The sequence below is a fragment of the Streptomyces sp. Z423-1 genome (genome assembly GCF_013009255.1).
GTDB classification, from domain to species: domain Bacteria; phylum Actinomycetota; class Actinomycetes; order Streptomycetales; family Streptomycetaceae; genus Streptomyces; species Streptomyces gossypiisoli.
This window is the reverse complement of the sequence record NZ_CP053109.1, coordinates 9,024,326-9,047,080: the sequence shown is the minus strand read 5'-3', so window position 1 is coordinate 9,047,080 and position 22,755 is coordinate 9,024,326. Positions and strand designations below refer to the sequence as shown.

At 72.1% G+C, this 22,755-nt stretch carries 23 protein-coding genes and 1 pseudogene; 19 read left to right on the top strand and 5 right to left on the bottom strand.

Annotated features, from left to right (window positions below; all coding sequences use genetic code 11):
* Positions 1-110: 110 nt before the first annotated feature.
* From HJD23_RS41180 to HJD23_RS41120, 13 genes are all read left to right on the top strand, one after another.
* Positions 111-590 (top strand): hypothetical protein, encoded by a 480-nt coding sequence (locus HJD23_RS41180; protein ID WP_171113556.1) that lies wholly within the window; start codon positions 111-113, stop codon positions 588-590.
* Positions 590-1,567, top strand: coding sequence for a V-type ATPase subunit (locus tag HJD23_RS41175; RefSeq protein ID WP_171113558.1), 978 nt, complete (start codon positions 590-592; stop codon positions 1,565-1,567). The genes HJD23_RS41180 and HJD23_RS41175 overlap by 1 nt, the downstream gene beginning before the upstream one ends.
* Positions 1,554-3,041: a V-type ATPase 116kDa subunit family protein gene (locus HJD23_RS41170; RefSeq protein WP_232108241.1), complete on the top strand. Its 1,488-nt coding sequence runs from the start codon at positions 1,554-1,556 to the stop codon at positions 3,039-3,041. Before HJD23_RS41175 ends, HJD23_RS41170 begins: the two co-directional genes overlap by 14 nt.
* Positions 3,038-3,454 carry an ATP synthase subunit C gene (locus HJD23_RS41165; RefSeq protein ID WP_171113560.1) on the top strand — a complete coding sequence of 139 codons (417 nt, stop codon included), beginning with the start codon at positions 3,038-3,040 and terminating at the stop codon, positions 3,452-3,454. Before HJD23_RS41170 ends, HJD23_RS41165 begins: the two co-directional genes overlap by 4 nt.
* Positions 3,451-3,684, top strand: a complete 234-nt coding sequence (locus HJD23_RS41160) for a hypothetical protein (RefSeq protein WP_171113562.1) — start codon at positions 3,451-3,453, stop codon at positions 3,682-3,684. The genes HJD23_RS41165 and HJD23_RS41160 overlap by 4 nt, the downstream gene beginning before the upstream one ends.
* A complete protein-coding gene (locus HJD23_RS41155; RefSeq protein ID WP_171111893.1) occupies positions 3,681-4,208 on the top strand; it encodes a V-type ATP synthase subunit E in 528 nt (175 codons plus the stop codon). The genes HJD23_RS41160 and HJD23_RS41155 overlap by 4 nt, the downstream gene beginning before the upstream one ends.
* The gene (locus tag HJD23_RS41150; protein WP_240980939.1) at positions 4,205-5,968 is read left to right on the top strand and encodes a V-type ATP synthase subunit A; all 1,764 of its coding nucleotides are present in this window, start codon (positions 4,205-4,207) and stop codon (positions 5,966-5,968) included. Before HJD23_RS41155 ends, HJD23_RS41150 begins: the two co-directional genes overlap by 4 nt.
* The gene (locus HJD23_RS41145) at positions 5,965-7,368 is read left to right on the top strand and encodes a V-type ATP synthase subunit B (protein WP_171113566.1); all 1,404 of its coding nucleotides are present in this window, start codon (positions 5,965-5,967) and stop codon (positions 7,366-7,368) included. The genes HJD23_RS41150 and HJD23_RS41145 overlap by 4 nt, the downstream gene beginning before the upstream one ends.
* Entirely contained in the window at positions 7,365-7,976 is a 612-nt protein-coding gene (locus HJD23_RS41140; RefSeq protein WP_171113568.1) for a V-type ATP synthase subunit D, read from the top strand. The genes HJD23_RS41145 and HJD23_RS41140 overlap by 4 nt, the downstream gene beginning before the upstream one ends.
* An 81-nt stretch (positions 7,977-8,057) precedes the next feature.
* The gene (locus HJD23_RS41135; RefSeq protein ID WP_171113570.1) at positions 8,058-9,122 is read left to right on the top strand and encodes an iron ABC transporter substrate-binding protein; all 1,065 of its coding nucleotides are present in this window, start codon (positions 8,058-8,060) and stop codon (positions 9,120-9,122) included.
* An 11-nt stretch (positions 9,123-9,133) separates the two neighbouring features.
* The gene (locus HJD23_RS41130) at positions 9,134-10,699 is read left to right on the top strand and encodes an iron ABC transporter permease (RefSeq protein ID WP_240980938.1); all 1,566 of its coding nucleotides are present in this window, start codon (positions 9,134-9,136) and stop codon (positions 10,697-10,699) included.
* A 1-nt stretch (position 10,700) separates the two neighbouring features.
* Positions 10,701-11,819 (top strand): ABC transporter ATP-binding protein, encoded by a 1,119-nt coding sequence (locus HJD23_RS41125; RefSeq protein ID WP_171113573.1) that lies wholly within the window; start codon positions 10,701-10,703, stop codon positions 11,817-11,819.
* Between the two features lie 24 nt (positions 11,820-11,843).
* Positions 11,844-12,731 (top strand): universal stress protein, encoded by an 888-nt coding sequence (locus tag HJD23_RS41120; protein WP_171113574.1) that lies wholly within the window; start codon positions 11,844-11,846, stop codon positions 12,729-12,731.
* On the opposite strand, the gene HJD23_RS41115 is transcribed toward HJD23_RS41120, so the two are convergent.
* A complete protein-coding gene (locus HJD23_RS41115; protein WP_171111894.1) occupies positions 12,680-12,952 on the bottom strand; it encodes a cation-transporting P-type ATPase in 273 nt (90 codons plus the stop codon). The genes HJD23_RS41120 and HJD23_RS41115 overlap by 52 nt on opposite strands.
* Before the next feature lie 306 nt (positions 12,953-13,258).
* Between HJD23_RS41115 and HJD23_RS41110 the strand changes: the two genes are divergently transcribed.
* Together HJD23_RS41110 and HJD23_RS41105 are read left to right on the top strand one after the other, a co-directional pair.
* Complete coding sequence (locus HJD23_RS41110; RefSeq protein ID WP_171113575.1) at positions 13,259-13,744, top strand: cation:proton antiporter regulatory subunit; 486 nt, start codon at positions 13,259-13,261, stop codon at positions 13,742-13,744.
* Positions 13,741-14,937: a cation:proton antiporter gene (locus tag HJD23_RS41105; protein WP_171113576.1), complete on the top strand. Its 1,197-nt coding sequence runs from the start codon at positions 13,741-13,743 to the stop codon at positions 14,935-14,937. The genes HJD23_RS41110 and HJD23_RS41105 overlap by 4 nt, the downstream gene beginning before the upstream one ends.
* Positions 14,938-15,161: 224 nt before the next feature.
* On the opposite strand, the pseudogene HJD23_RS44550 reads toward HJD23_RS41105, so the two are convergent.
* Together HJD23_RS44550 and HJD23_RS45110 are read right to left on the bottom strand one after the other, a co-directional pair.
* Positions 15,162-15,233, bottom strand: a pseudogene (locus tag HJD23_RS44550) (universal stress protein); the annotation flags it as partial.
* Positions 15,230-16,135 (bottom strand): cation-transporting P-type ATPase, encoded by a 906-nt coding sequence (locus tag HJD23_RS45110; RefSeq protein WP_332112406.1) that lies wholly within the window; start codon positions 16,133-16,135, stop codon positions 15,230-15,232. The gene HJD23_RS45110 and the pseudogene HJD23_RS44550, both read right to left, overlap by 4 nt.
* Positions 16,136-16,298: 163 nt before the next feature.
* Here HJD23_RS45110 and HJD23_RS41095 point away from each other — a divergent pair, with 163 nt between their 5' ends.
* A complete protein-coding gene (locus tag HJD23_RS41095; protein WP_171113577.1) occupies positions 16,299-17,186 on the top strand; it encodes a universal stress protein in 888 nt (295 codons plus the stop codon).
* A gap of 50 nt (positions 17,187-17,236) precedes the next feature.
* Here HJD23_RS41095 and HJD23_RS41090 read toward each other — a convergent pair whose 3' ends face one another.
* Both HJD23_RS41090 and HJD23_RS41085 read right to left on the bottom strand, forming a co-directional pair.
* A complete protein-coding gene (locus tag HJD23_RS41090) occupies positions 17,237-18,118 on the bottom strand; it encodes a universal stress protein (RefSeq protein WP_171118673.1) in 882 nt (293 codons plus the stop codon).
* Between the two features lie 267 nt (positions 18,119-18,385).
* Complete coding sequence (locus HJD23_RS41085) at positions 18,386-18,805, bottom strand: Hsp20/alpha crystallin family protein (protein ID WP_171113578.1); 420 nt, start codon at positions 18,803-18,805, stop codon at positions 18,386-18,388.
* A gap of 181 nt (positions 18,806-18,986) precedes the next feature.
* Between HJD23_RS41085 and ppdK the strand changes: the two genes are divergently transcribed.
* The 3 genes from ppdK (at position 18,987) to HJD23_RS41070 (ending at position 22,749) form a co-directional block, all read left to right on the top strand.
* Positions 18,987-21,674 carry a pyruvate, phosphate dikinase gene (ppdK, locus tag HJD23_RS41080; protein WP_171113579.1) on the top strand — a complete coding sequence of 896 codons (2,688 nt, stop codon included), beginning with the start codon at positions 18,987-18,989 and terminating at the stop codon, positions 21,672-21,674.
* Positions 21,675-21,679: 5 nt separating this feature from the next.
* Positions 21,680-22,120, top strand: a complete 441-nt coding sequence (locus HJD23_RS41075; protein ID WP_171113580.1) for an OsmC family protein — start codon at positions 21,680-21,682, stop codon at positions 22,118-22,120.
* Between the two features lie 215 nt (positions 22,121-22,335).
* The gene (locus HJD23_RS41070) at positions 22,336-22,749 is read left to right on the top strand and encodes an STAS domain-containing protein (RefSeq protein ID WP_171113581.1); all 414 of its coding nucleotides are present in this window, start codon (positions 22,336-22,338) and stop codon (positions 22,747-22,749) included.
* Positions 22,750-22,755: the final 6 nt, after the last annotated feature.

The following is a 22,755-nucleotide window of genomic DNA, read 5'->3' as shown; positions in this document are numbered from 1 at the left end:
CTGCGGGCCGAGTGGCCCCGCGGCGGGACGGGCGGCCCCATGCGGCACGACATGACACCGCCCTGCGGGGAGACTGGAAGCGGGGGCCTGGGCCGACACGAGGAGAGTTGGTGACGGGTTTCCGGGACTTTCTGACACGGTTCCGACCGGCGGCCTCGCCCGGCCGGGCCGCACCGAGCGGTGTCCCGGCGGACCGCTCCGCCGAACTCCGTGCGGAACTGGCACCGCCCCTGGCCCTGCTCGAACAGGCGGAGGCGGAAGCCCGGGCCGTACGCGAACAGGCCGACGACGCCGCCGCGTCGCTCCGACATGAAGCCGAACGGCAGGCCGAGGCGATGGTGGCCGCGGCGCGTGCGGAGGCCCGCCGAGTGCAGGCGCGCACCGCGGAGCAAGTGCTGCGTGCGGCCGAGGGCGAGGCAGCGGCACTGCTCGCCGAAGCGGATCGTGAGGCCGTCGCCGTACGTGACCGTGCCAGGAGCGGTACGCCCGCGCTCGCCGACCGAGTGCTCGCGCTGGTGCTGGAAGACCTCGCAGCGGAGCAGGGACGCCGGGCTCCCGAACGGGGGCACCCCCAGGAGGGCGACCTCTGATGGACGCCGGATGGGTGGCCGGCGTGACCCGGGCACGGGCTCTGCGGACCAGGTGCCTGGGCGCGGAGGGCACCAGGGACGTGGCCGCCTCCCACACCCTTGAGGATGCCCTGCGCTACTTGGCGGCCACCCCGTACCGGCACGACGTCAGCCCGGGCGCAACGCCGGCCGAAGCCCAGCGCGCGGTCTCGGCGACACTGCTGTGGCATCTCCGGGTTCTCGCCGGCTGGCAGCCGGCCACCGGCGCCGAGGCCATCCGGGCGCTCGCCGCCGGGTTCGAGATCTCCAACACCCGACACCATCTGCGGTCCTTCTCCGCCGAGGACCCGCGCCCCGCCTCGGCCGGCGCACCAACCTTGGACACAGGACGCCTGCCGCCCTACCGCCTCGGCGCTCTGGCGACCGCCTGGACAAGGCTCGCCCACACCCGCACGCCGTCGGAGTTGCGTGCCGCGCTGGCGGCCTCCGTGTGGGGCGACCCCGGGGACGACTCCCCGGCGGCGGTCGCCACCGGTATGCGCATCTCCGCCGCCGTACGGCTCGCCACCGCCGTTCCCGACGCGGCGCGCTGGGCGGCGGCCCGGCTCGCCCTGCTCTTCGGCCGCGAGGTGTTCGTCGTCGGCCGCCGGTTGCCGGACGTGTCCGTCCGCCGGGCGACCCGCCTGCTCGGTCCGCGCGCGGTGGGCGCGGGGTCGTACGCCGATTTCCGGCAGGCGCTGCCGGCCACCGCGAGGTGGCTGCTGGACGACGTCGACGAGGCGGCGGACCTGTGGCGGGCGGAGGCACGGTGGTGGGACGCGGTCGAACGGGACGGCCGGGAACTGCTGCGCCGGTCCCGCTTCGGTCCCCAGCCGGTGGTCGGGGCAGTGGCGCTGCTGTCCGTCGATGCGTGGCGGACCCGCGGGGCGCTGGAACTGGCCGCCCGGGGCGGTGGCCCGGGGGACTGGTGGGCGGAGGTGCTCGATGCTCCGCGCTGAGGCGGCGGTCCCGGTCCGGATGCGCAGGGTGGCCATCGTGGCGCCCGAGCAGGCGCTGCGGGAGAGCCTGGTGCGGATCGCCGAGGCGGGCTGCGTCCAGGTCGACCTGGCCGGGGACGGCGGGCCGGACATACGCGGGCCGGCAGCGACGCGCCTGCAGCGGCTGCGCGCCGAGTCGGCACAACCCGTACTCAGTGAGGCTCCTCCCGATCTGGACGTCCTGGAGCGCGAGGGCCGCACCGACCTGCTGGCAGGCGAGGCACAGCTGGAGGAACGGCTCGGCAGCGCGGTCCGGCACGGCGCGGTCGCGGCACTGGCCGGCTGGTGTCCCGAGACGGAGGTGGGCGCCACGGCGGCGCGCATCGCCGGTGCCGGGGGCGCGCTGGTGCCCCTGCGGACCCCGCGCGGTGTCGATCCGCCGACCTTGCTGACCGGAGCGGACACCCTGCACCCGCGCTACGCGGCGAGGACCGTGCGCCGTTCGTTCACGCCTCTGGTCAGCACGTACGGCACCGTGCCCTACGCCGACCTGGACCCCACCATGGCGGCCGGGATCGTCTACGTGGTGATGTTCGGCCTGATGTTCGGCGATGCCGGACACGGGCTGCTGCTGGTCGTCATCGCACTCCTGCTGCGGGCGGGACGGCCACGCCGGTTGGCGGCGCTGCGCCCGCTGTGGCCCTTCGTCGCCGGGGCCGGGCTGGCCGCCACCCTGGCCGGGGCGGCGTATGGCGAGTTCTTCGGCCCGACCGGGGTGCTCCCCGTGCTGTGGCTGGAACCGCTGGAGGAACCCATGCGGCTGCTGGCCGTCGCCGTCGGGATCGGCGCCGTACTGCTCGCCGTCGCCTACGCGGCGGGGATCGTGAACCGGTGGCGGGAGGGCGGACCGGCGGCTGCCCTCTACGCGACGACCGGCATCGCCGGGGCGGCGCTCTATCTCGGTCTGGCCGTCGGCGTGGGGTATGTGTGGCTCGGCCAGGTGGCATACGGCGCCGTGGGTGCCGTGATCGCCGTCGTGGGACTGGTTCTGGCAGGGACGGGACTGTACGCGACCACGGCGGGCGGGCCGGGCGGTGCCGTGCAGACCGGCATTCAGCTCTTCGACACGGTGGTCCGGATCGGCTCCAACGTCGTGTCCTTCGCGCGGCTCGCGGCCTTCGGCCTCACCCATGCGGCGCTCGGCGCGATCATCTGGGACGGCACGACGGCTCTGGCGGGCCGGGGCCCGGTCGGTGTCGCCGCCGCGCTGCTGGTGTTCCTCGTGGGCAACGCCGTCGCCTTCTCGCTGGAGGCGCTGGTGGCGGGCGTCCAGGCACTCCGGCTGGAGTTCTACGAACTGTTCTCCCGGCTCTTCGAGGGCGAGGGCCGCCCCTTCAAGCCCTGGCATCTGTCTGTCGAGCACGGGCCCGCTGCCAGCCCTCCACCAGTGGAGAAAGCCGTTCGACAAGGCCCGGCGAGGGAGGAGTCATCGTGATCACCTGGTTCTTGGCCCTGCCCGTCATCGTGGCGGGATTCGTCGCCGTACGGCTTGTGCTGCGGCGCTCGGGCCGGACGGCCCTGTGGTGGATGGTCGCCGCCGACGCCGTACTGCTGATGGCCGCCACCGTGGTGCTGACCCTGGCGCTGGGCGGCGGATCCGCGCAGGCCGCGACCACGACGGCGCAGGACTCCGGCTCCGGATCCGCCGCCCTGATCGGAGCCGCGATCGCGGTGGCCGGCGCGACGATCGGCGCCGGCATCGCCGTCGCCTACACCGGTGCGGCGGCCCTCGCGGCACTCAGCGAACGGCCCGAACTCTTCGGCAGGGCCATGGTCATCGTCGGCCTGGCCGAGGGCATCGCCATCTACGGGCTGGTCGTCGCGGTCATCCTCATCGGGAGGGCATGACCATGGGCCGCGTCGCCGCCCTCGGGGAACGTTCCAGGGTGACCGGTCTGGCCCTGGCCGGGGCGGTCGTCCTCGTGGCCGACGACGCCCGTGCTGTACGCCGGGCCTGGCGCAGCCTGCCGGACGGCATCGACCTGGTGATCCTCACACCCGCCGCGGCCGAGGCACTGGAGCCGGACCCCGCAACGTCCGGGGGCCGCCGCCCGCTGACCGCCGTGATGCCGCCATGACGACCCCGGCCCCCGACCAGACGAAGGACGTGCTCCACCCGGTCCGGGCGGGCCTGCTGCGAGCCGCTCACACCGACGCGGAAGCGCTGCTGGCCCACGCCGAGCGGGAGGCCGCCGCACTGCTCGACCAGACCCGCGCCGAGGCTCGGGCCATCCTCGACGAGGCCCGGCGGCAGGGCGAGGCCGACGGCGTGGCCGCCCGCCGCGACCTCCTCGTCAGGGCGAGGCGGGAGGCCAGGTCCCGCACGCTCGCCGCTCGCCGGGAGGCGTACGAGGAGTTGCGCCGCGAGGCCGCCGAGCGGGTCCGCGCCCTGCGCGGGACCGATGGCTACGCCTCCCTGCGGGAGTGGCTGGAGCAGCGGGCTCGTGTCCTCCTCGGTCCCGCAGCCGAAGTGAGCGACCACGCCGACGGGGGCGTGGTGGCCCGGGCGCCGGGAAGGCGGGTCGACCTCTCGCTGACCGCGCTCGCCGACCGCGCGCTGGACCGTATGAGAGGGGAGGTGCGGAGCCTGTGGGAGCCGTGACGGAAGACTCCGGGACGCGTCAGCGACAGGCTGACCGGCAGTCGGTCTCCCGGATCCTGCGTGTCACCGGACCACTCGTGGAGATGGAGTACACGGGCGGCATCGCGATGTACGACCTGGTCTCGATCGGCCCGGCCCGGCTGCCCGGGGAGATCGTGGCCATCAGCGGCCACGTGGTCACCGTCCAGGCGTACGAGTACACCGGCGGACTCGCTCCGGGACAGACGGCGCTGCCCCAGGGCCGTCCGCTGTCGGTCCGGCTCGGCCCCGAACTGCTCGGCGGAATCTTCGACGGTCTGCTGCGCCCCCTGTCCGGTGCGGGCGACTGGCTGTTGCCCGGCGCGCAGCGCAACACGGCTGAGGAACGCACCTGGTCCTTCCGCCCATTGGTGGCGCGGGGCGAGCAGGTGGCCGAAGGGCAGGCGCTCGGAGAGATCCGCGACGCGGGACCGCTGCGGGTGAAGGTCCTCGTGCCACCGGGCGGCGGGGGCGCGGTCGAGGAGATCGCCGAGGCCGGGGACCACCCGCGGGACGCCATGGTGGCTGCGGTGGGCGGCACCGAGGTGACCGTCGGCGCCCTCTGGCCGGTGCGCCGCCCTCGTCCGGTGCGGGAACGCGTCGACAGCCACGAGGCCCTGAACACCGGCCAGCGGGTGATCGACCTGCTCTTCCCCGTGGCCCGGGGCAGCACGGTGGCGGTGCCCGGTGGCTTCGGCACCGGCAAGACCATGCTCCTGCAGCAGATCGCCAAGTGGTGCGACGCGGACGTCATCGTCTACGTCGGCTGCGGGGAGCGCGGCAACGAGATGGCCGACGTCATCACCGAGTTGTCGGAGCTGAAGGACCCGCGCACGGGCGGGCGCCTCGCGGACCGCACCGTGACGATTGCCAACACCTCCAACATGCCGATGATGGCCCGTGAGGCGAGTGTGTACACGGGGATGACGGTCGCCGAGTACTTCCGGGACATGGGCCTGAATGTGGTCGTCATCGCCGACTCGACCTCCCGGTGGGCCGAGGCGCTGCGCGAGTTCGCTTCCCGCACCGGCGCGCTGCCGGCCGAGGAGGGCTACCCGGCCGGACTTGCCTCCGCCATCGCGGCCTTCTACGAGAGGGCCGCCGCCGTGACCACGCTCGGCGGCGACCGGGGATCGGTGACCGTGATCGGCGCGGTGTCCCCGCCGGGCGGGGACATGACCGAACCGGTGACCGCGCACACCGAACGCTTCGTCCGCTGCCTGTGGACCCTCGACCGCGACCTTGCCTACGCCCGCCACTATCCGGCCGTCTCCTGGGCCGGGTCCTTCTCCCGGGATGTGCCGGTCCTCGCCGCCGGACACCGGGCAGCCGGCGATCCGGCATGGACCCGGCGCCGCGACCGGGTGGGAGCGGTGCTGGCGGAAGCCGACCGGCTCGCCGACCTGGTGGACCTGATCGGCATCGCCGCCCTGCCCGCGCGGGAGCGCGTCAGCGTGCTGGCCGGGAGGCTGGTCCGGGAGGGGGTACTGCAGCAGAGCGCGCTGTCGGAGCGGGACGCCTACTGCGGGCCGGAGAAGACGGCCGCCCTGGCCGACGCCGTCCTCGCGGTCGCCGACCGCTGCCACGAACTTGTGAACTCCGGTGTCCCGGCGGCCTCGGTCGAGGAGGTCGACTTCGGCCCGCTGCTGCGCGCCCGCGAGGACACCGGCCCGCAGGATGCCGCCGGGGTGGCAGTGCGGCGGGACGCCATGCTCGCCAGGTTGGGGGACGTGCGGCCATGAGCCTGACCAGTGGGACCGAGTACACGTCGGTGCGCGAACTGCGGGGGCCGCTCGCGGTCGTCGAAGGCGTGACCGGGATCGGCTGGGACGAGTACGTACGCATCACCCTCGCCTCGGGCGAACTCCGCCACGGCGTGGTCCTGGACGCCGACCGCGACCTGGCGGTCGTCCAGGTGCTGGAGGGCACCGCGGGCATGGACCCGGAGGGAGTCCGGGCGGCCTTCTCGGGCAGCCCGCTGCGCGTCCCGGTCGGGACGGACTGGCTCGGCCGGGTCTGCAACGGCCGGGGCGAACCCCTCGACGGCGGCCCGCCCGTCCTCGGCTCCCACGACGCCGAAGTGGGTGGCGCACCCATCAACCCGGTGCGGCGCGAACCGCCGTCCGAGCCGGTGCTCACCGGCGTCGGGGTCGTCGACGCCCTGACCACGCTGGTACGCGGACAGAAACTGCCGGTGTTCTCCGTGGCCGGACTGCCGCATCTGGAACTCGCCGCCCAGATCGCCGCGCAGGCCACCGCCGCCGGAGAGGCGTTCAGCGTCGTCTTCGCGGGCATGGGACTCACTCACGCCGACGCCTCGTTCGTGCGCGACGCCCTGGAGGAACGGTCCGCGGCAGGAGAGCTCGTCCTGCTGCTGAACACTGCCGACGACCCGGTGATCGAGCGGATCCTCACCCCGCGCATCGCGCTCACCGTCGCCGAGCACCTTGCCTTCACCGAGGGACGACACGTCCTCGTGGTGATGACCGACATGACCACGTACGCCGAAGCCCTTCGCGAGGTCTCCGCCGCCCGCGGGGAGATCCCCGCCCGCCGCGCCTACCCCGGCTACCTCTACAGCGACCTGGCCTCCCTCTACGAACGCTGCGGACGCATCCGGGGCCGTCCCGGCTCGGTCACCGTGCTGCCGGTGCTCACCATGCCCGCGGGTGACATCACGCACCCCGTGCCCGACCTGACCGGCTACATCACCGAGGGCCAGATCGTGCTCTCACCCGAGACACACGCGCGGGGCGTGTACCCGCCGCTGGACGCCCTGTCCTCGCTCTCCCGGCTGATGCGCAAGGGCGCAGGGCCCGGCCGTACCCGCGACGACCACCTCGACGTCGCGGCCCAGCTACTGGCCGCCCTGGCCCGAACGCGACAGGTGCGCGATCTCGCGGACCTGGTCGGCCAGGCGGCGCTGAGCCCCACCGACCGCCGCTACCTGGGCTACGAGGAGGCGTTCCTGCGGGACTTCGCCGACCAGCGCAGCGACGAACCGCGCGACCTCGACACCTCGCTGGAACGCGGCTGGCGGGCGCTGCTCACCCTGCCCCGCAGTCAGCTCTCCATGCTCCCTGCCTCCCTCCTCGACGCCCACGGAGCGAAGGACGCCCCGGACACGGAGGCGTCCCCATGACCGGCGCCCGCCGTACGCCGCCCGGCCGTGCGGGACGCCTGCGCCTACGGCACAGCCTCGATGTTGCCGAGCGCGGAGCCGACCTGCTGGAGCAGAAGCTGCGCTTCCTGCGCTCCGAGCACCAGCGGCTGCTGCGTGCGCGGGAGGCAGCCGAGCGCGACTGGCGGGACCTGCTGTCCGAGGCCGAGAGCTGGCTGCTGCGCGGACTGCTCCTGGGCGGGGAACAATCCCTCGACTCGGCCGCCGCGGGCATCGGCGCCGCCGAGGTCACGGTGCACTGGACCACCTCCATGGGGGTACGCCACCCGGCGACGGTCTCCGCGTCCGTACCGTCCCGTCCGCCCACCGCCGCCGCTCCCACCAACACGGCCCTCGTACACGCCGAGGCGGCCTACGGCCGTGCCGTGCGCGCCGCCGCCGAGTACGCGGCCGCACACGCCGCCGCCGAGCTGGTGGGCGCGGAAGTCATCAGCACACGGCACCGGGTGCGTGCTCTGCGGCGCCACTGGATCCCCCGCCTGCGGGAGGCGCTCGACCGGAGCGACCTGGCCTTGGAGCAGGCCGAGCACGAGGACAGCGTCCGGCGGCGCTGGGCTGCTCGGCATTAGCCAGGAGATGTCTATACAAAAGCAGAAATAGAGGTAAAGTTAGCCTATCCTAAGTCAGGTCGGGCCTCAGGGAGGCGACCGGTGAGTGACCACACGCGTACCAGCCCGAGAGTCGCCGCCTCGGTCGCCCTCAGCAGCCTGCTGGCACTGAGCCTTGCGGCCTGTGGCGGCGAGAGTCAGGGAGCGCAGCCGGTCGGCCAGGCTTCCGACAAAGAGATCACGGTGTACAGCGGTCGGAGCAGGCCCCTGGTCAAGCCCGTGCTGGACGATTTCGAGAAGGCCACCGGCATCACCGTCGAGGTGCGCTACGGCGATACGGCCGCCATGGCCGCGCAGTTGCAGGAAGAGGGCGGCCGAACGCCTGCGGACGTCTTCCTCGCCCAGGATGCTGGAGCCCTGGGGGCGCTGGCCGGGGAGGATCTGTTCGCCGGTCTGCCGGACGAGGTGGTGGACAAGGTACCGGCCGCCTACCGGGACGAGGGCGGGCAGTGGGTGGGAGTGACCGGCCGTTCACGCACCATGGTCTACAACGTCGGCCAGGTGGCTGGGGACGACCTGCCGAAGTCGGTGTTCGAGCTGACCGAGCCGGAGTGGAAGGGCAGGGTGGGCATCGCGCCGACCAACGGCTCGTTCCAGGCGTTCATCACCGCGATGCGGGTCGAGCACGGCGAGCAGCGGACCCAGGACTTCCTGGACGGGCTGAAGGCCAACGACGCGCAGATCAGAGAGGGCAACGCGCCGATCGTCGCCGACATCGACAACGGCAGGCTCGCCGCGGGGCTGGTCAACCACTACTACGTGCATGAGCTGGCCAAGGAGAAGGGCACCTCCGTCGACGCGCTCAAGGCGAAGAATTACTTCTTCCCGGACGGGGACATCGGCGCCCTCGTCAATGTCTCCGGCGTCGGCGTCCTGAAGGGGGCCGGCGACGATCCCGACGCCCGCGCTTTCGTCGATTACCTGCTCGGCAGTCAGGCACAGACCTACTTCGCCCAGGAGACGTACGAGTACCCGCTGGTGGCCGGTGTGGCCAGTGCGCGAGATCTGCCGCAGCTGTCCTCGCTGAACACCCCGGACATCGACCTCAACGACCTGGACGACCTGCGGACGACTGTCGAAATGATCAGGGACTCGGGGCTGGCCTGACCATGGCATCGGTGGCCGTCGTGCGCCGCCGGGTACGGCGGCTCGTGCCACGCCCGGCGCTGGCGGTCGCCGCGGTGGCCTCGGTCGCGGTGGCACTGATCCCGCTGACGTATCTGGGCGTGCGGGTCGCTGACGCGGGCTGGGCCCGCATCAGCGAGGAGCTGTTCACGGCGCGGACCGGGGAACTCGCGGCCCGGAGCCTGGGGCTGGCCGGGGTCGTGACCGCGGCGTGTACGGCGCTCGGCGTGGCGTCGGCGTTCCTCGTCACACGCACCGACCTGCCGGCACGGCGACTGTTCGGCGTCCTCGCCGCGCTGCCGCTGGCGGTGCCCAGCTATGTAGCGGCCTTCGCCTGGGTCTCCACGGTGGAGAGGTTCGAGGGGTTCTGGGCGGCCGCGCTGGTCCTGACACTCGTGTCGTACCCGTACGTCTTCCTCCCGGTCGCCGCCGCGCTGACGAGCGCCGACCCGGCACAGGAGGAGGTGGCCCGGTCCCTGGGGAGCGGCCCGTGGCGCACCTTCATCACGGTGACGCTGCGCCAGATCCAGCCCGCGGTCGGGGCTGGTGCCCTCCTGGTTGCGCTGTATGTGCTCTCCGACTTCGGTGCGGTCTCCGTCCTGCGGGCGGATGTCTTCACCCGGGCCGTCTTCACCTCCATCAGCCTCGGCTTCGACCGCACCGGCGCACTCGTACTCGCCACCGTGCTGGTCGCCCTCACCGTGCTCATCGTCTCGGGCGAGCAGCTGACCCGACGGCGGGCCGCCCGCTACGCCCGCCTCGGCGGCGCGGGCCGCCCACCGGTACGGCTGCGCCTGGGCCGCCTGCGGTGGCTTCCCGTATCCGGCCTGGTCGGCACGGCGGGGTTGGCGCTCGGTGTCCCGGCGGCGAGCCTCGCGCGATGGTTCGGCGAGGGTGTCTCCCGGCCCGGTTCACTGACCGGACTGGCCACGGCGGCGGGGAACTCGCTCACCGTCTCCGCCGCCGGTGCGGGCCTGACCCTGCTGCTCGCCCTGCCCCTGGGGCTGCTGGGGGCCCGCGCACCCGGCACCGTCGCTGTCGTCCTGGACCGTCTGGCCTACCTCTCGCACGCGCTGCCCGGCCTGGTCATCGGCCTCTCGCTGGTGTTCTTCGGGATCAACGTGGCGTACCCGCTGTACCAGAGCGTCTGGCTGCTGGCGCTGGCCTACGCGGCGCTGTTCCTCCCGCTGGCCGTCGCAGCGGTCGGCACCGCCGCGCTGCAGGCCCCGCCGGCGCTGGAGGAGGTGGCCCGCTCGCTCGGCCGCCGCAGATCGTACGTACTGCGCACGGTCACCGTGCCACTGGCCGCGCCCGGCATCGGCGCCGGCGCGGTCCTGGTCTTCCTCACCTGCATGAAGGAGCTGCCCGCCACCCTGCTGCTCCGGCCGACCGGGATGGACACCCTCACCACCGAGCTGTGGAGCCGGACATCGGTATCCGCCTATGCGGCCGCCGCGCCCTACGCCGCGCTGCTGGTGCTGCTGGCCGCGGTACCGACCTGGTGGCTGTCGGCCCGTACCGGCGTCCTCACTCAGGGAGTCCAGGGAGGAGGAGCCTGACATGGCCGAGCTGCGCGTCACCGCGGTGCACAAGTCCTTCGGGTCGGTGCGGGCGCTGCGCGGCGTGGACCTCACGGTCCGTTCCGGAACGCTGACGGCGGTCCTCGGGCCATCCGGCAGCGGCAAGACCACACTGCTGCGCTGCATCGCCGGATTCGAAACCGTGGATGCCGGGGAGATCCGGCTCGACGGCCACCGGATCGCCGCCCCCGGCCGCACCGTGCCGCCGGAACGGCGACGGATCGCGGTGGTCCCGCAGGAAGGCGCACTCTTCCCGCACCTGACGGTGCGCGGCAATGTCTCCTATGGGCTCGACCGGCACAGCCGACGGACCGGACGGATCGAATCCGTGCTGGCGCTGGTGGGCCTCGCCGGATTCGAGCACCGGATGCCGCACCACCTCTCCGGCGGTCAGCAGCAACGCGTCGCCGTCGCCCGTGCCCTCGCCCCGCACCCGCCGGCCGTCCTGCTCGACGAGCCGTTCAGCGCCCTGGACGCCGCTCTGCGCGCCGAGGTACGCCAGGACGTACGCGGCGCCCTGCGCAGCGACGGTGCCACAGCCGTCCTCGTCACCCACGACCAGGCCGAGGCCCTGTCGATCGCGGACGAGGTCGCCGTCATGCACGACGGCCGGATCGTGCAGAGCGGACCGCCGGACCTCGTCTACAGCGCGCCCGCCGACCCCTGGGTGGCCGGCTTCGTCGGCGAAGCCGTTTGGTTGCCCGCCGAGATGACCGGCGATGGGGCCCATACATCGCTCGGCCCCATGCCGGTCGTCACCACGGACGGCCGTCCGCCTTCCGCCGCCGGACGGGTACTGCTGCGCCCCGAGCAGATCGAGGTCGTCCCGGCCGGTACTGCCGCAGTGATCACCGCGACGGTCGTACGCCGTGACTTCCAGGGCCACGATGCCCTGCTCGCGCTGCGGCTGATGGACGGAACACCGGTTTCCGCCCGGATCTTCGACCCGGTCTCGGTACCCCACGTTCCCGGCAGTGAGGTCGGCCTGCGCGTGCGCGGCGCCGCCCGGGCCTTCCCCACGCCGTCCGGAGCCCCGCAGTGGCCACTCGTTCCTGAGGCGGCGGAGCGTGGCGGAGGCGAACCTGAAGGTGAGAGGTGACGGCATCGGTGCGAGGGAGGCACGGTGAGCGGTCGCGTGGTCGTGGGCGTGGACGGTTCGGCGTCGGGTCTTGCCGCGGTGGAGATGGCCGCGCGGGAGGCGCGGTGGCGCGGGGCTGGGCTGCGGGTGGTGCATGCGTTCGTCTGGCCCGCGATGCATGTGCCCCTGGGGCCGTCACCGCTGGGACCGCCGGAGGGCGGGTTGCAGAACATGGTCGATCGCCTGGTGGCCGAGGCGGTGGAGCGGGCGCGGGCGGTGGCACCGGAGGTCGAGGTCAGTCATGTCGTGGTGACCGGTGAGCCGTTGACCGTTCTGGAGGCGCAGTCGCGTGCCGCGGAGCTGGTCGTGGTCGGATCCCGGGGCATGGGCGGGTTCGTCGGGCTGCTGGTGGGGTCGACGGCGGTGCATCTGGCGGCGCACGGCCGGTGTCCGGTACTGGTCGTGCGCGAGCAACCGCACGCCGACGGTCCGATCGTACTGGGCGTCGACGGCTCGGCCGCGGGCCAGAAGGCCGTGGATTTCGGCTACGCCGAGGCCGCCCTGCGGAACGCACCGTTGGTGGCAATGCACACCTGGACCACGTGGAACGCGCCGATGCCCGCCCCGCAGGATCCGTCCGAGCCGTACGCGAACCCGCCGGGAGCACTGGCTGAGGAGGAGGAGCGGCTGCTGGCCGAGGTGCTCGCCGGCCGTCAGGAGCGCTACCCCGGTGTGGTCGTGGAACACAGGGTGGTGCACGGCGGGACGCGGGAGGCGTTGATCGAGGCGAGCCGCTCCGCTCAGCTGCTGGTGGTCGGTGCGCGGGGGCGCGGCGGTTTCGCCGGGCTGCTTCTGGGATCGGTCAGCCAGGCCCTGCTGCATCACGCGCACTGTCCGGTCGCGGTGGTGCGGGGAGCGGGAGAGCATCGCTGAGGCACCTGTTCCGCAGCCGCCCGGCGCCCGGCCCCGCCACAGTGGCGGGCAGCCTGGCGTGCCCGGCACCGGCGCGCCTCCACCGCCAGCAACTGCTTGATCAGGGCGTGGCGGCGTGCCATCCGCCGTACGCCGATCGCCAGCGACACCGACAGCGTCGCGGGCAGCCCCTCCGGCACCAGCGGCACCATCACACCCAGTGCGAACACGAACAGGGTCACCGCGGACTACCCGGTCCTGTTCTCGTATAGCTACGGCGAACGGGCATGTAGCGCTGGGTAGTGTGCGGGCCTGAACTCGGCGCGGGGGCTCGTGGTAGGGGTCAATTTCGATCGGGCGGACCACTTACCCCTGGTTCAACCGGCTGATCACCGCGCCTGAGCTGCATGCACCTAAGGCGATGCTGACCAGCGATGCGCTCCGAGCACCCATGCGAGTTCGGACCGTCTGTCGCTAGCGATGAAACCCCCATATGCCCTCTTCGTGTATAGATGTGCTGGTTTGCGTGCGACGTGATGATTGGCGGCATGGACGTCAACGAAGTGCTGCTGCCCGGGGTGGGGATCCGCTATGAGTTCGCCACCCACGAGGGGGACCAGATGTGCGTCATCGCGCTCCGGTCCGGCGATTTCGAGCTGATGACGTATGAGGGCACGGATCCGGACGAGGCGCGGGTCGCATTCCGGCTGACCCGCGAAGAGGCCGACACTCTCGCCGAGATTCTTGGAGCCCCGCGCATCGCAGAGCGGTTCGCGGACTTGACCAAGGAGGTGCCGGGGCTGAGTGCCGGGCAGGTCGAGGTACGTGCAGGTGGGCCCTTTGCAGACCATCTGCTGGGGGAGACCAGGGCCCGGACGCGGACCGGTGCGTCGATCGTGGCGATCGTGCGCGGCGGGGAGGTGATCCCCTCCCCGGGGCCGGAGCAGGTGCTGCGCGCGGGGGATGTGCTGGTGGTGATCGGAACCCATGACGGGATCGCCCAGGTGGAACAGATCTTCCAGGCTGACCGGTGAACGTATCGGTCGCCCTGCTGCTGGAGCTGGGGATCATCCTGGCAGCGCTGAGTCTGCTCGGGACGCTGGCCCGGCGCTTCGCACTCTCGCCCATCCCGCTCTATCTCCTGGCGGGTCTGGCTCTGGGCGAGGGAGGCATCGCCCCGGCTCCAGCCGCCGGCCCGTTCGTGGAAACCGGAGCGGGCATCGGAGTAGTCCTGTTGCTGCTGGTGCTCGGCCTGGAGTTCACCATGCCGGAGTTCACCGCCAGTCTCCGCCGCCATCTGCCGTCCGGGGCAGTCGATCTCGTGCTGAACGCGACACCCGGAGCCGTGGCGGGATGGCTGCTGGGCTTGAACGCCAGCGGGATCCTGACCCTGGCGGGCGTGACGTACATCTCCTCCTCGGGCATCATCGCCCGGCTTCTGAGTGACCTGAGGCGCCTGGGCAACCGGGAGACCCCAGCCGTGCTGTCCGTGCTGGTGCTGGAGGACTTTGCGATGGCCGTGTTCCTCCCGCTGCTCGCGGTCGTCGCCGCTGGCGGCACCTGGCTGCAGGCACTCCTGGGTATCCTGCTGGCCCTCGGCGCCGTCCTGGCCGCGCTCGCCGTGTCGTACTGGTGGGGACACCATCTCGGGCGGCTGCTGCTGCATCTGCGTCCGGACGACGAGCAACTGCTGCTGCGGCTTCTCGGCGTGACGCTGATCGTCGCGGCGCTCGCCGAGGTGGTTCACATCTCCGCCGCGGTCGGCGCCTTCATCGTGGGGCTGTCACTCACCGGCGAGGTGGCCGACCGGGCGCGGCAGGTGCTGAGCCCGCTGCGGGACCTGTTCGCCGCGGTCTTCTTCCTCTCTATCGGCCTGTCGGTCAGGCCGGAGACGCTGCTTCCGGTGCTTCCCGCCGCCCTGCTGCTGGGGGTGGTCACGGCGCTGACGAAGATGGCGGCCGGTTGGTACACCGCGCGACGGGAGGGTGCGGGGTCCCGGGGGCGGCTGCGGGCCGGTACCGCGCTCATCGCACGTGGCGAGTTCTCCCTCGTCATGATCGGTCTGGCCGGGGTCCGGCAGGACCGGCTCGGTGCCCTGGTGGCCGCCTACGTCCTGCTGCTCGCCGTGACCGGTCCGGTCCTCACCCGTTTCGCCGGGACTCGCCCGGCGCCCAGCGGGGGGACAGGCGTGCAGGTGCGCACCGGCGGTGCCGCAGCGGGGCGATGACGGGCGAGGCCAGACCAGTCGGCGGCGCAGCCCCTTGTCGGCGGAGGCGAGCGCGATGAGTACCGGGTGCCGAGGTGCGCGCTTACGGGTGTCCGGTGCGGTGTGAAGGGCGGGAGTGCGCTTCCCTCCTGGGCTTCATCGGGGGATGCGTGTCGGTGGTCGCCGACGATGAGAACGGGCACGGTGTGCTGGCGCACCAATTGCTGGGCGACGTTGCCGAGCAGTCGGCGGGACAGGCCGCGTCCGTGTGTGCCGACGACAATGAGGTCGATGTCCTGTTGCTTGGCGTAGCTCATCTTCCTTGGCGTAGCTCATCAGCGCCTGCGCGGGTGGCCCGGAGATGACGTCGCAGTGCGTCACCCGCCCGGCGGCGCGCTCGGCGACGGCTCTCAGGTGGTTTTTCGCCGCGGTGATACTCGAGTCCGTCTCGTTGTCGGCCGCGTCGTAGCCGACCACCTCGACGGCGACGAGGGCTTGCGCGTACGGCCCCAGGAGTTCGGCGGCCTGGTCCAGCGCGGCCAGGGATTGTGGGGAAGCCGTCCACGCCCACCAGCACTTCTGTCCGGGCGAGCGGTCCGAGGCGGTACCGCTGGGTACGCTCGCTGGCGACGAGGGCCAGGACCGGCCCGAAGACGATCCCCACATGCGCCTCCACCACCCGGCAGTCCGCCGACACGGCGTCCCCGGCCTCCAGCACCACCACGTCACCCGGCACCAGCTCCCGGGCGGGCAGTTCCAGCCGTTCACCGCCGCGCAACACCCGGCAGGGGTGGGGCACCATCGCCGCCAGGGCCTGAGCCGTTCGTTCAGCGGAGTACTCCTGGTCGAAGCCGATGGCGGCGTTCAGGACCACGACGCCCAGAATCGCCACCGCAAGCTGGAAGGTGCCGATGTCACGCGGCTCCTCCAGCGCGTACGCCAGGAAGGTGATCCCCGAGGCGACGATCAGCAGCACCCCCGCGAAGAGATCCGTGAACTGCGCACCCAACTGCCGCCACACGGCGCGGCGCCCCGCGCGCGGCAGCTCGTTGGACCCGTACTTCTCCAGCCTGGCCCGTGCCTGAGCCGTCGGCAGGCCGCGCCGTGAGGTGCCCAGCGCGGAGAAGACCTCACCGGCAGGGAGTTCCGGTACTGCAGGACGCGGGCTGGAACCGGACGTGGTACCGACCGCCTCACCCCTGCCGCCGGGTGCCGCCACGCCACGGCTTCGCGGGCGCGTGGCCTGTTGGCTCGTCTCTTTCCACCGCACGATGCGGGGTGTCGCAGGCTGGTGAAGGCTGGAAGGAGGGCGACGGTGCACCCGTGCCGGGCGACCCCTACGGCGGTCAGGACCGGCCGCCAGGTGAGAAGGAGAGTCTGTCGTGGCGAATCCGGTCGTCGTGGGAGTGGACGGCTCGTCATCGAGCCTGCACGCGGTGGAGGTCGCGGCACGCGAGGCCGACCTGCGCGGCGTGGACCTGCGGCTCGTGCACGCCTTCGGGTGGCCGTCGATGCACGTACCGCCCGGCGGACCCCCGTGGAATCCGGCTACGGCGGGGGTACGTGGGCTGGTGGACGGCACACTGATCGAGGCCGAGCAGCGGGCCCGCGGAGCAGCGCCACACGTGGAAACAACGCGAGAGGTCACCGTCGGTGAGCCACTGATGGTGCTGGAGATCGAGTCGCGTACCGCAGGGCTCGTCGTGGTCGGCAGCCGCGGACTGGGCGCGTTCGGCAGCCTCCTGCTCGGCTCCACCGCCGTACACCTGGCCGCGCACGGCCGCTGCCCGGTGCTGGTGGTGCGCGGCCGGCCGGACCCCAGCGGCCCCGTGCTGCTGGCGGTCGACGGCTCACCGGCGGGCGAGAAAGCCGTCGCGTTCGCCTTCGCCGAGGCGTCTTTGCGCGGCGTGGACCTGGTGGCGCTGCACGTGTGGAACACCTGGAGCGAGCGGGCCTACGAGGGTCCTGGTGATCCTCTGAACGTGGTGGTGGGCATCGAGCGGCTCCGCGAGGAGGAGCAGCGGTTGCTGGACGACACGCTGTCTCCTTGGCAGGAACGCCATCCCCGGGTCACCGTACAGCGGAGCTTGGTCCGCTCCCGGGTCCGCCCGGCCCTGATCGAGGCCAGCCGCGAGGCACAGCAGGTCGTGGCCGGTGCCCGCGGCCGCGGCGGCTTCACGGGACTGCTGCTCGGCTCGGTCAGCCAGGCACTGCTGCACCACGCGCACTGCCCCGTCGCCGTAGTACCTGGCGGAAAGCGGGAAAGCTGACGGGCCATGACCCGTGAGTGACGCCTGCGCGGCTGCCGACGCCGCAGTACTCATACGTGCTGCGGCACGACCGCAACAGGGCACTGGGCGTGGTGCAGGAGTGTGTGGGCCACCCGCCCGAGCTGGAGCCCGAAGTGGCCCTGCCGCCGCGGCGCTCCGACGATCACGAGGTCGGCCGCAGCCGAACGGTCCACCAGAACCTTGCGGGCCGGTCCCTCCACCGTCGTACGGCGCACCCGCACGGCTGGGTGGTCGGCGACCGCGTCGCGGAGCAGCTCGTCCAGCTGGGCGCGGGCCCGCTCCTCGTGGTACCGGGCGGGTGTCTCGGCGAGCGCGGCCACATCGGCGGTCTCGTGCGCGGGGCAGCGCCAGGCCCGGACCACGTCGAGGGTGCATCCACGCACCTCGGCCTCACGGAAGGCGAACCGCGCCGCTTCCCCGCCGGCAGCGGGATCCCCAGCCCCGAGGAGGATCCGCTCATGGGTACCGGCCAGGCCGGCTTTGTCGCCCCGGACCACGATCACCGGACAGTGCGCGCGGGCCGCGACGGCCAGCCCGACGGAACCGAGCAGCAGTCCCTTCAGCTCGCCACGGCCCCGCGACCCGGTGACCAGGGTGGATGCGTTGTTGCTCTCCCGCAGAAGCGCGTCCGCCGCTTCGGCCGGGAGGACGTCGGTGGACACCTTCAGGTCGGGGTTGCGCCGCCGGGCGCGGTCCGCCGCGGAGGCGACGATGTGGTCGGCCATCACCTGCTCCGACGAGCGTTCCGTACTGACCGACGGGGTTTTGCCCTCATAGCGCTCCCAGAGGGAGGCGTATACCAGCCGCAGCGGAAAACCGTGCCGGGCGGCCTCGTCCACCGCCCAGTCGAGCGCCACCAGGCAACCGTCCGATCCGTCCACGCCCACGACCAGGGGCAGTTCCAGCCTCATGGTTCCCACCGCCTCACGGTCGGGCAGTCTCCGGGTTCACTCTCACCGTCACACCCCGGAACAGCCGGTCGCAAAGGGCTGTTCGGTCCCTGCCAGGGACGTTCGGCCTCACGGTCTGGCCCACCCGCGACCGGCCGGCGGGCCGTCGCGGGCGGGCGCAAGGCCACATGCCGGGCATGAGTCGCTCGGGGGACGCAACTGCTCACACGCCGTTCCCTCCGATGCACCAGCAGCTCCTGGACACACGAGGGAGCATTCATGTGCGACTCAGGGCACAGCCACGCGCAGAGGCTCCCGCACCGGGGTGGCTCCGCTGCCGGGCCTCGTCTCCCGCACCGGCATCGTGATGGTCAGGACACCATGCTGGTACTCCGCCGTGGCCTCGTCGCCCTTCGCCCCGGTCGGCAGCGGAGTGTAGTGGCCGTAGACGAACTGCTTCTCGGCGGTCACCACGCTGCGCTGCGCGCGCAAGGTCAGGAGACCTGCCGTGATGGTGATCTCGATGTCCTCGGCGTCGACTCCCGGAAGCTCGGCCAGCAGCACATACGTCCCGTCGGTCAGGCGCTCTTCCACATGGATGCCGTGCGTTTCCGGAACGGTGTCCATCACGGGGAAGCTTGCCTCCGCCCAGTCGGTCGGGGCGGACAGCACTGGCAGGCCGGGGAGCCGCTCGATCGTGCTGGTCATTTCGTTCACCTCTTCTCCACTGACAGCGTCTTCCACCGGGCCCTGTGCGCGCTTGGGCCGAGCGGCCCCACCGGGAGGGTCGGGTGGCACCTGCACTCACCGGGACGACCATCCGACCCTGGAAGGGACGAAAGTCCACACAGCTGCCGTACAGAGCTGTGGAGCCGAGGAGCGCGGTGTCATGGCCGGTTACGTGTACGACTTCACCGAGGGCGGCCGTGACCTGGCCGACCTGCTCGGCGGCAAGGGCGCGAACCTCGCCGAGATGACCCGGCTGGGCCTGCCGGTCCCGCCGGGTTTCATCGTCTCCACCGAGGCGTGCCGGGCCTTCCTGGCGACCGGCACCGAACCTGAGGGCATGTCCAGGGAGATCTCCCGGCACCTGTCGGCCGTCGAGTCCGACGCGGGACGTCGCCTCGGACAGCCGGACGACCCGCTGCTGGTGTCCGTGCGCTCCGGGGCCCGCTTCTCCATGCCCGGCATGATGGAGACGGTCCTGGACATCGGCCTCAACGACGACTCCGTCCTGGGCCTGGCCAAGGTCTCGGAGAACGAACGCTTCGCCTGGGACTCCTACAGACGCCTCATCCAGATGTTCGGCAGTACGGTCATGGGCGTCGACGGGGCACTGTTCGACCGGATCATGACCCGGCTCAAGGACCTGCGGGGCGCCCCGGACGACCTGCACCTCGACGCCGCCGACCTCGCCGAACTCGTCGAGGCTTACAAGCAGCTCATCCATGAGGAGACAGGGGACCACTTCCCCCAGTCGCCTGCCGAGCAGCTGCGCCGAGCGATCCTCGCCGTCTTCCGCTCCTGGAACGGCGAACGAGCCCGCCTCTACCGCCGCCGCGAGCACATCCCCGACGACCTGGGCACCGCCGTCACCGTGCAGCGCATGGTCTACGGCAACCTCGGCCCCGACTCCGGCAGCGGCGTCGCCTTCACCCGCGACCCGGCCACCGGACGCCCCGGCCTGTACGGCGACTACCTGCCCAACGCACAGGGCGAGGACGTCGTCGCCGGCATCCGCAACACCGTGCCCCTCGCCGAGCTCGAACGCCTGGACCCGCGCTCGTACCACCAACTGCGCGATCACATGCGCACGCTGGAGCAGCACTACCGGGACCTGTGCGATATCGAGTTCACCATCGAACGCGGCACCCTCTGGATGCTCCAGACCCGGGTCGGCAAACGCACCGCCGAAGCCGCGTTCACGATCGCCGCCCAGCTGGCCGATGAAGGGCTCATCACCCGTGAGGAGGGGCTGGCCCGGGTGAGCGGTGACGGACTCACCCGGCTGGTGTTCCCCCGCTTCGACACCTCCACGATCGGCGAACCGCTCGCCCACGGAATCCCGGCCTCGCCCGGTGCCGCGGTCGGCACGGCCGTCTTCGACTCCGCCGAGGCGGTACGCCGGGCCGCGTCCGGCGAGAAGGTGGTGCTCGTCCGCGAGGAGACGACCCCGGACGACCTGCCCGGCATGGTCGCCGCCCAGGCCGTACTGACCAGCCGCGGCGGGAAGACGTCGCACGCGGCCGTCGTCGCACGCGGCATGGGCAAGGTCTGCGTCTGCGGCGCCGAGGAACTCTCGGTGGACACCCCGGCCCGGCGTTTCACCACCCGTGACGGAACCGTCGTCGAGCAGGGCACCGTGATCTCGGTCGACGGCTCCGCAGGTGCCGTGTACGCGGGAGCGGTCCCGCTGGCCGACTCGGCGGTAATGCGCTATCTGGAGACCGGCGAGCGATCCGCCGGGGTGGTGAACGCGGTAGCCGGCGCTCTGCAACTCGCTGACGAAGTACGGAGATTGGAGGTACGGGCCAACGCCGACACACCGGAGGACGCGGCCCGTGCCCGCCGGTTCGGCGCACAGGGCATCGGGCTGTGCCGTACCGAGCACATGTTCCTCGGTGAGCGCCGCAAGCGGGTCGAGGAGATGATCCTTGCCCGCGACGACGCGGCCCGCGACCGTGCTCTGGACGCGCTGCTCCCCCTCCAGCGGCAGGACTTCGCCGGGATCCTGGAGGCGATGGACGGCCTGCCGGTCACCATCCGCCTGCTCGACCCGCCCCTGCACGAGTTCCTGCCCGACCTCACCGAACTGGCCGTCCGCGTCGGCGCCGCCGAGGCCCGCGGCGAGCAGCCGAACCTCCGCGACGCCGAGTTGCTCGCCGCTGTGCGGCGCATGCACGAGGACAACCCGATGCTCGGCCTGCGGGGCGTACGCCTCGGCCTGGTGGTCCCCGGGCTGGTCGCCATGCAGGTGCGAGCCATCGCCGAGGCGGTCGTGGAGCGCACGAGGGCCGGGGGCTCCCCTGAGGCGGAGATCATGGTGCCGCTCGTCGGGGACGTCACGGAACTCCGGCTGGCCCGCGAGGAAGTGGAACAGGTACTGGCCGAGGTTTCGGACGAGTCCGGCGTCCCTGTGCACTGCCCGGTCGGCACGATGATCGAACTGCCCCGGGCCGCGCTCACGGCGGGACGGATCGCCGAGGAAGCCGAGTTCTTCTCCTTCGGCACGAACGACCTGACCCAAACCACGTGGGGCTTCTCCCGCGACGACGTCGAGGCGGCGTTCTTCTCCGCCTACCTCGACAAGGGCGTGTTCGCCGCCTCCCCCTTCGAGACGATCGACCGCGACGGCGTCGGCCGCCTGGTGGGCATCGCCGTCGCCGAGGGCCGTGCCGCCCGCCCCGACCTGAAGATCGGTGTGTGCGGCGAACACGGCGGCGATCCCGACTCCGTGCACTTCTTCCACACGGCAGGACTTGACTACGTCTCCTGCTCGCCGTTCCGCGTTCCGGTCGCCCGCCTGGAGGCCGGACGGGCGGCCGGTTCGGGAGAGACCAGCAGCGACACGAGGTGACCCCCATGACAGAGGCGAGCACGCAACAGCAACCGAAGGCACCGGACGTGCACACGCTGGACGTCGCCCATGTCGAAGGAGACGCGTACACCGTGGACGTCCGTGGTCACCAGCTGATGGTCGATCAACCCACGGACGCGGGCGGCAGGGACACTGCACCCACTCCCACGGAGCTGTTCGCCACGTCGCTGGCCACCTGCGTCGCCTTCTACGCGGGCCGTTATCTGCACCGCCATGGCCTGCACCGCTCGGGCCTGCGGGTTCGTGCGGAGTTCACCATGGCTCCCGACCGGCCGGCCCGGGTCGCATCCGTCCGCGTCACCGTCGTCCCGCCGCCCGCCCTCTCCCCCCAGCGTCACGCGGCCCTGCTGGCCGTCGCGTCCCACTGCACGGTCCACAACACACTGCACCAACCGCCGGAGATCACCATCGCACTGGAGGCGTGAAGCCCCGCGTGGGCACTATGCCGGGATTACACCGCATACCCAGCTTGTCGCGGTCTGCCGGAAGGCACATGGGCCGGTCGGCCCCGTCCGACGACCGGACAGGAGTCTTTTCCGGCGGCTGGTCCGCGACCGCACTGACGAAGGCCCCACCGGACCCGGGCACGATGGCCGGTCGGCCTTATCGCACGCCCGATTCACCCGGCTTTGCTGGGACCATGTCCGACACTTCCATCGGGTCCACTCCGCATCCCATGGAGTGCACGGTCGGCGGCACCACCGTCGTGACAGTGCGTGGCGAGATCGACCTGCTCACGGCACCGGGTCCGGCGGCGCGCCTCGACGTACTGACCGCCGGTCCGTGTCCCGACCTGGTACTGGACCTGGGTCCGGTGTCGTTCATGGACTGCACCGGGCTGGGGGTCCTGTGCCGGACGCGGAACCGGGTCATGGCACGGCACGGCCGACTACATGTGGTCGCCGACAGCACCTTCCTCCGGCGGACCCTTCGGCACGCCAGTCTGGCAGGCGTCTTTGAAGTGCTCCCATGCCTGCCCGATGACGTGGCCGATATGCCGACCGCCGAAGCTGACAACGTCACGGCGGGCCGACCGGTCACAGGGCTCCGCTGACCGCCA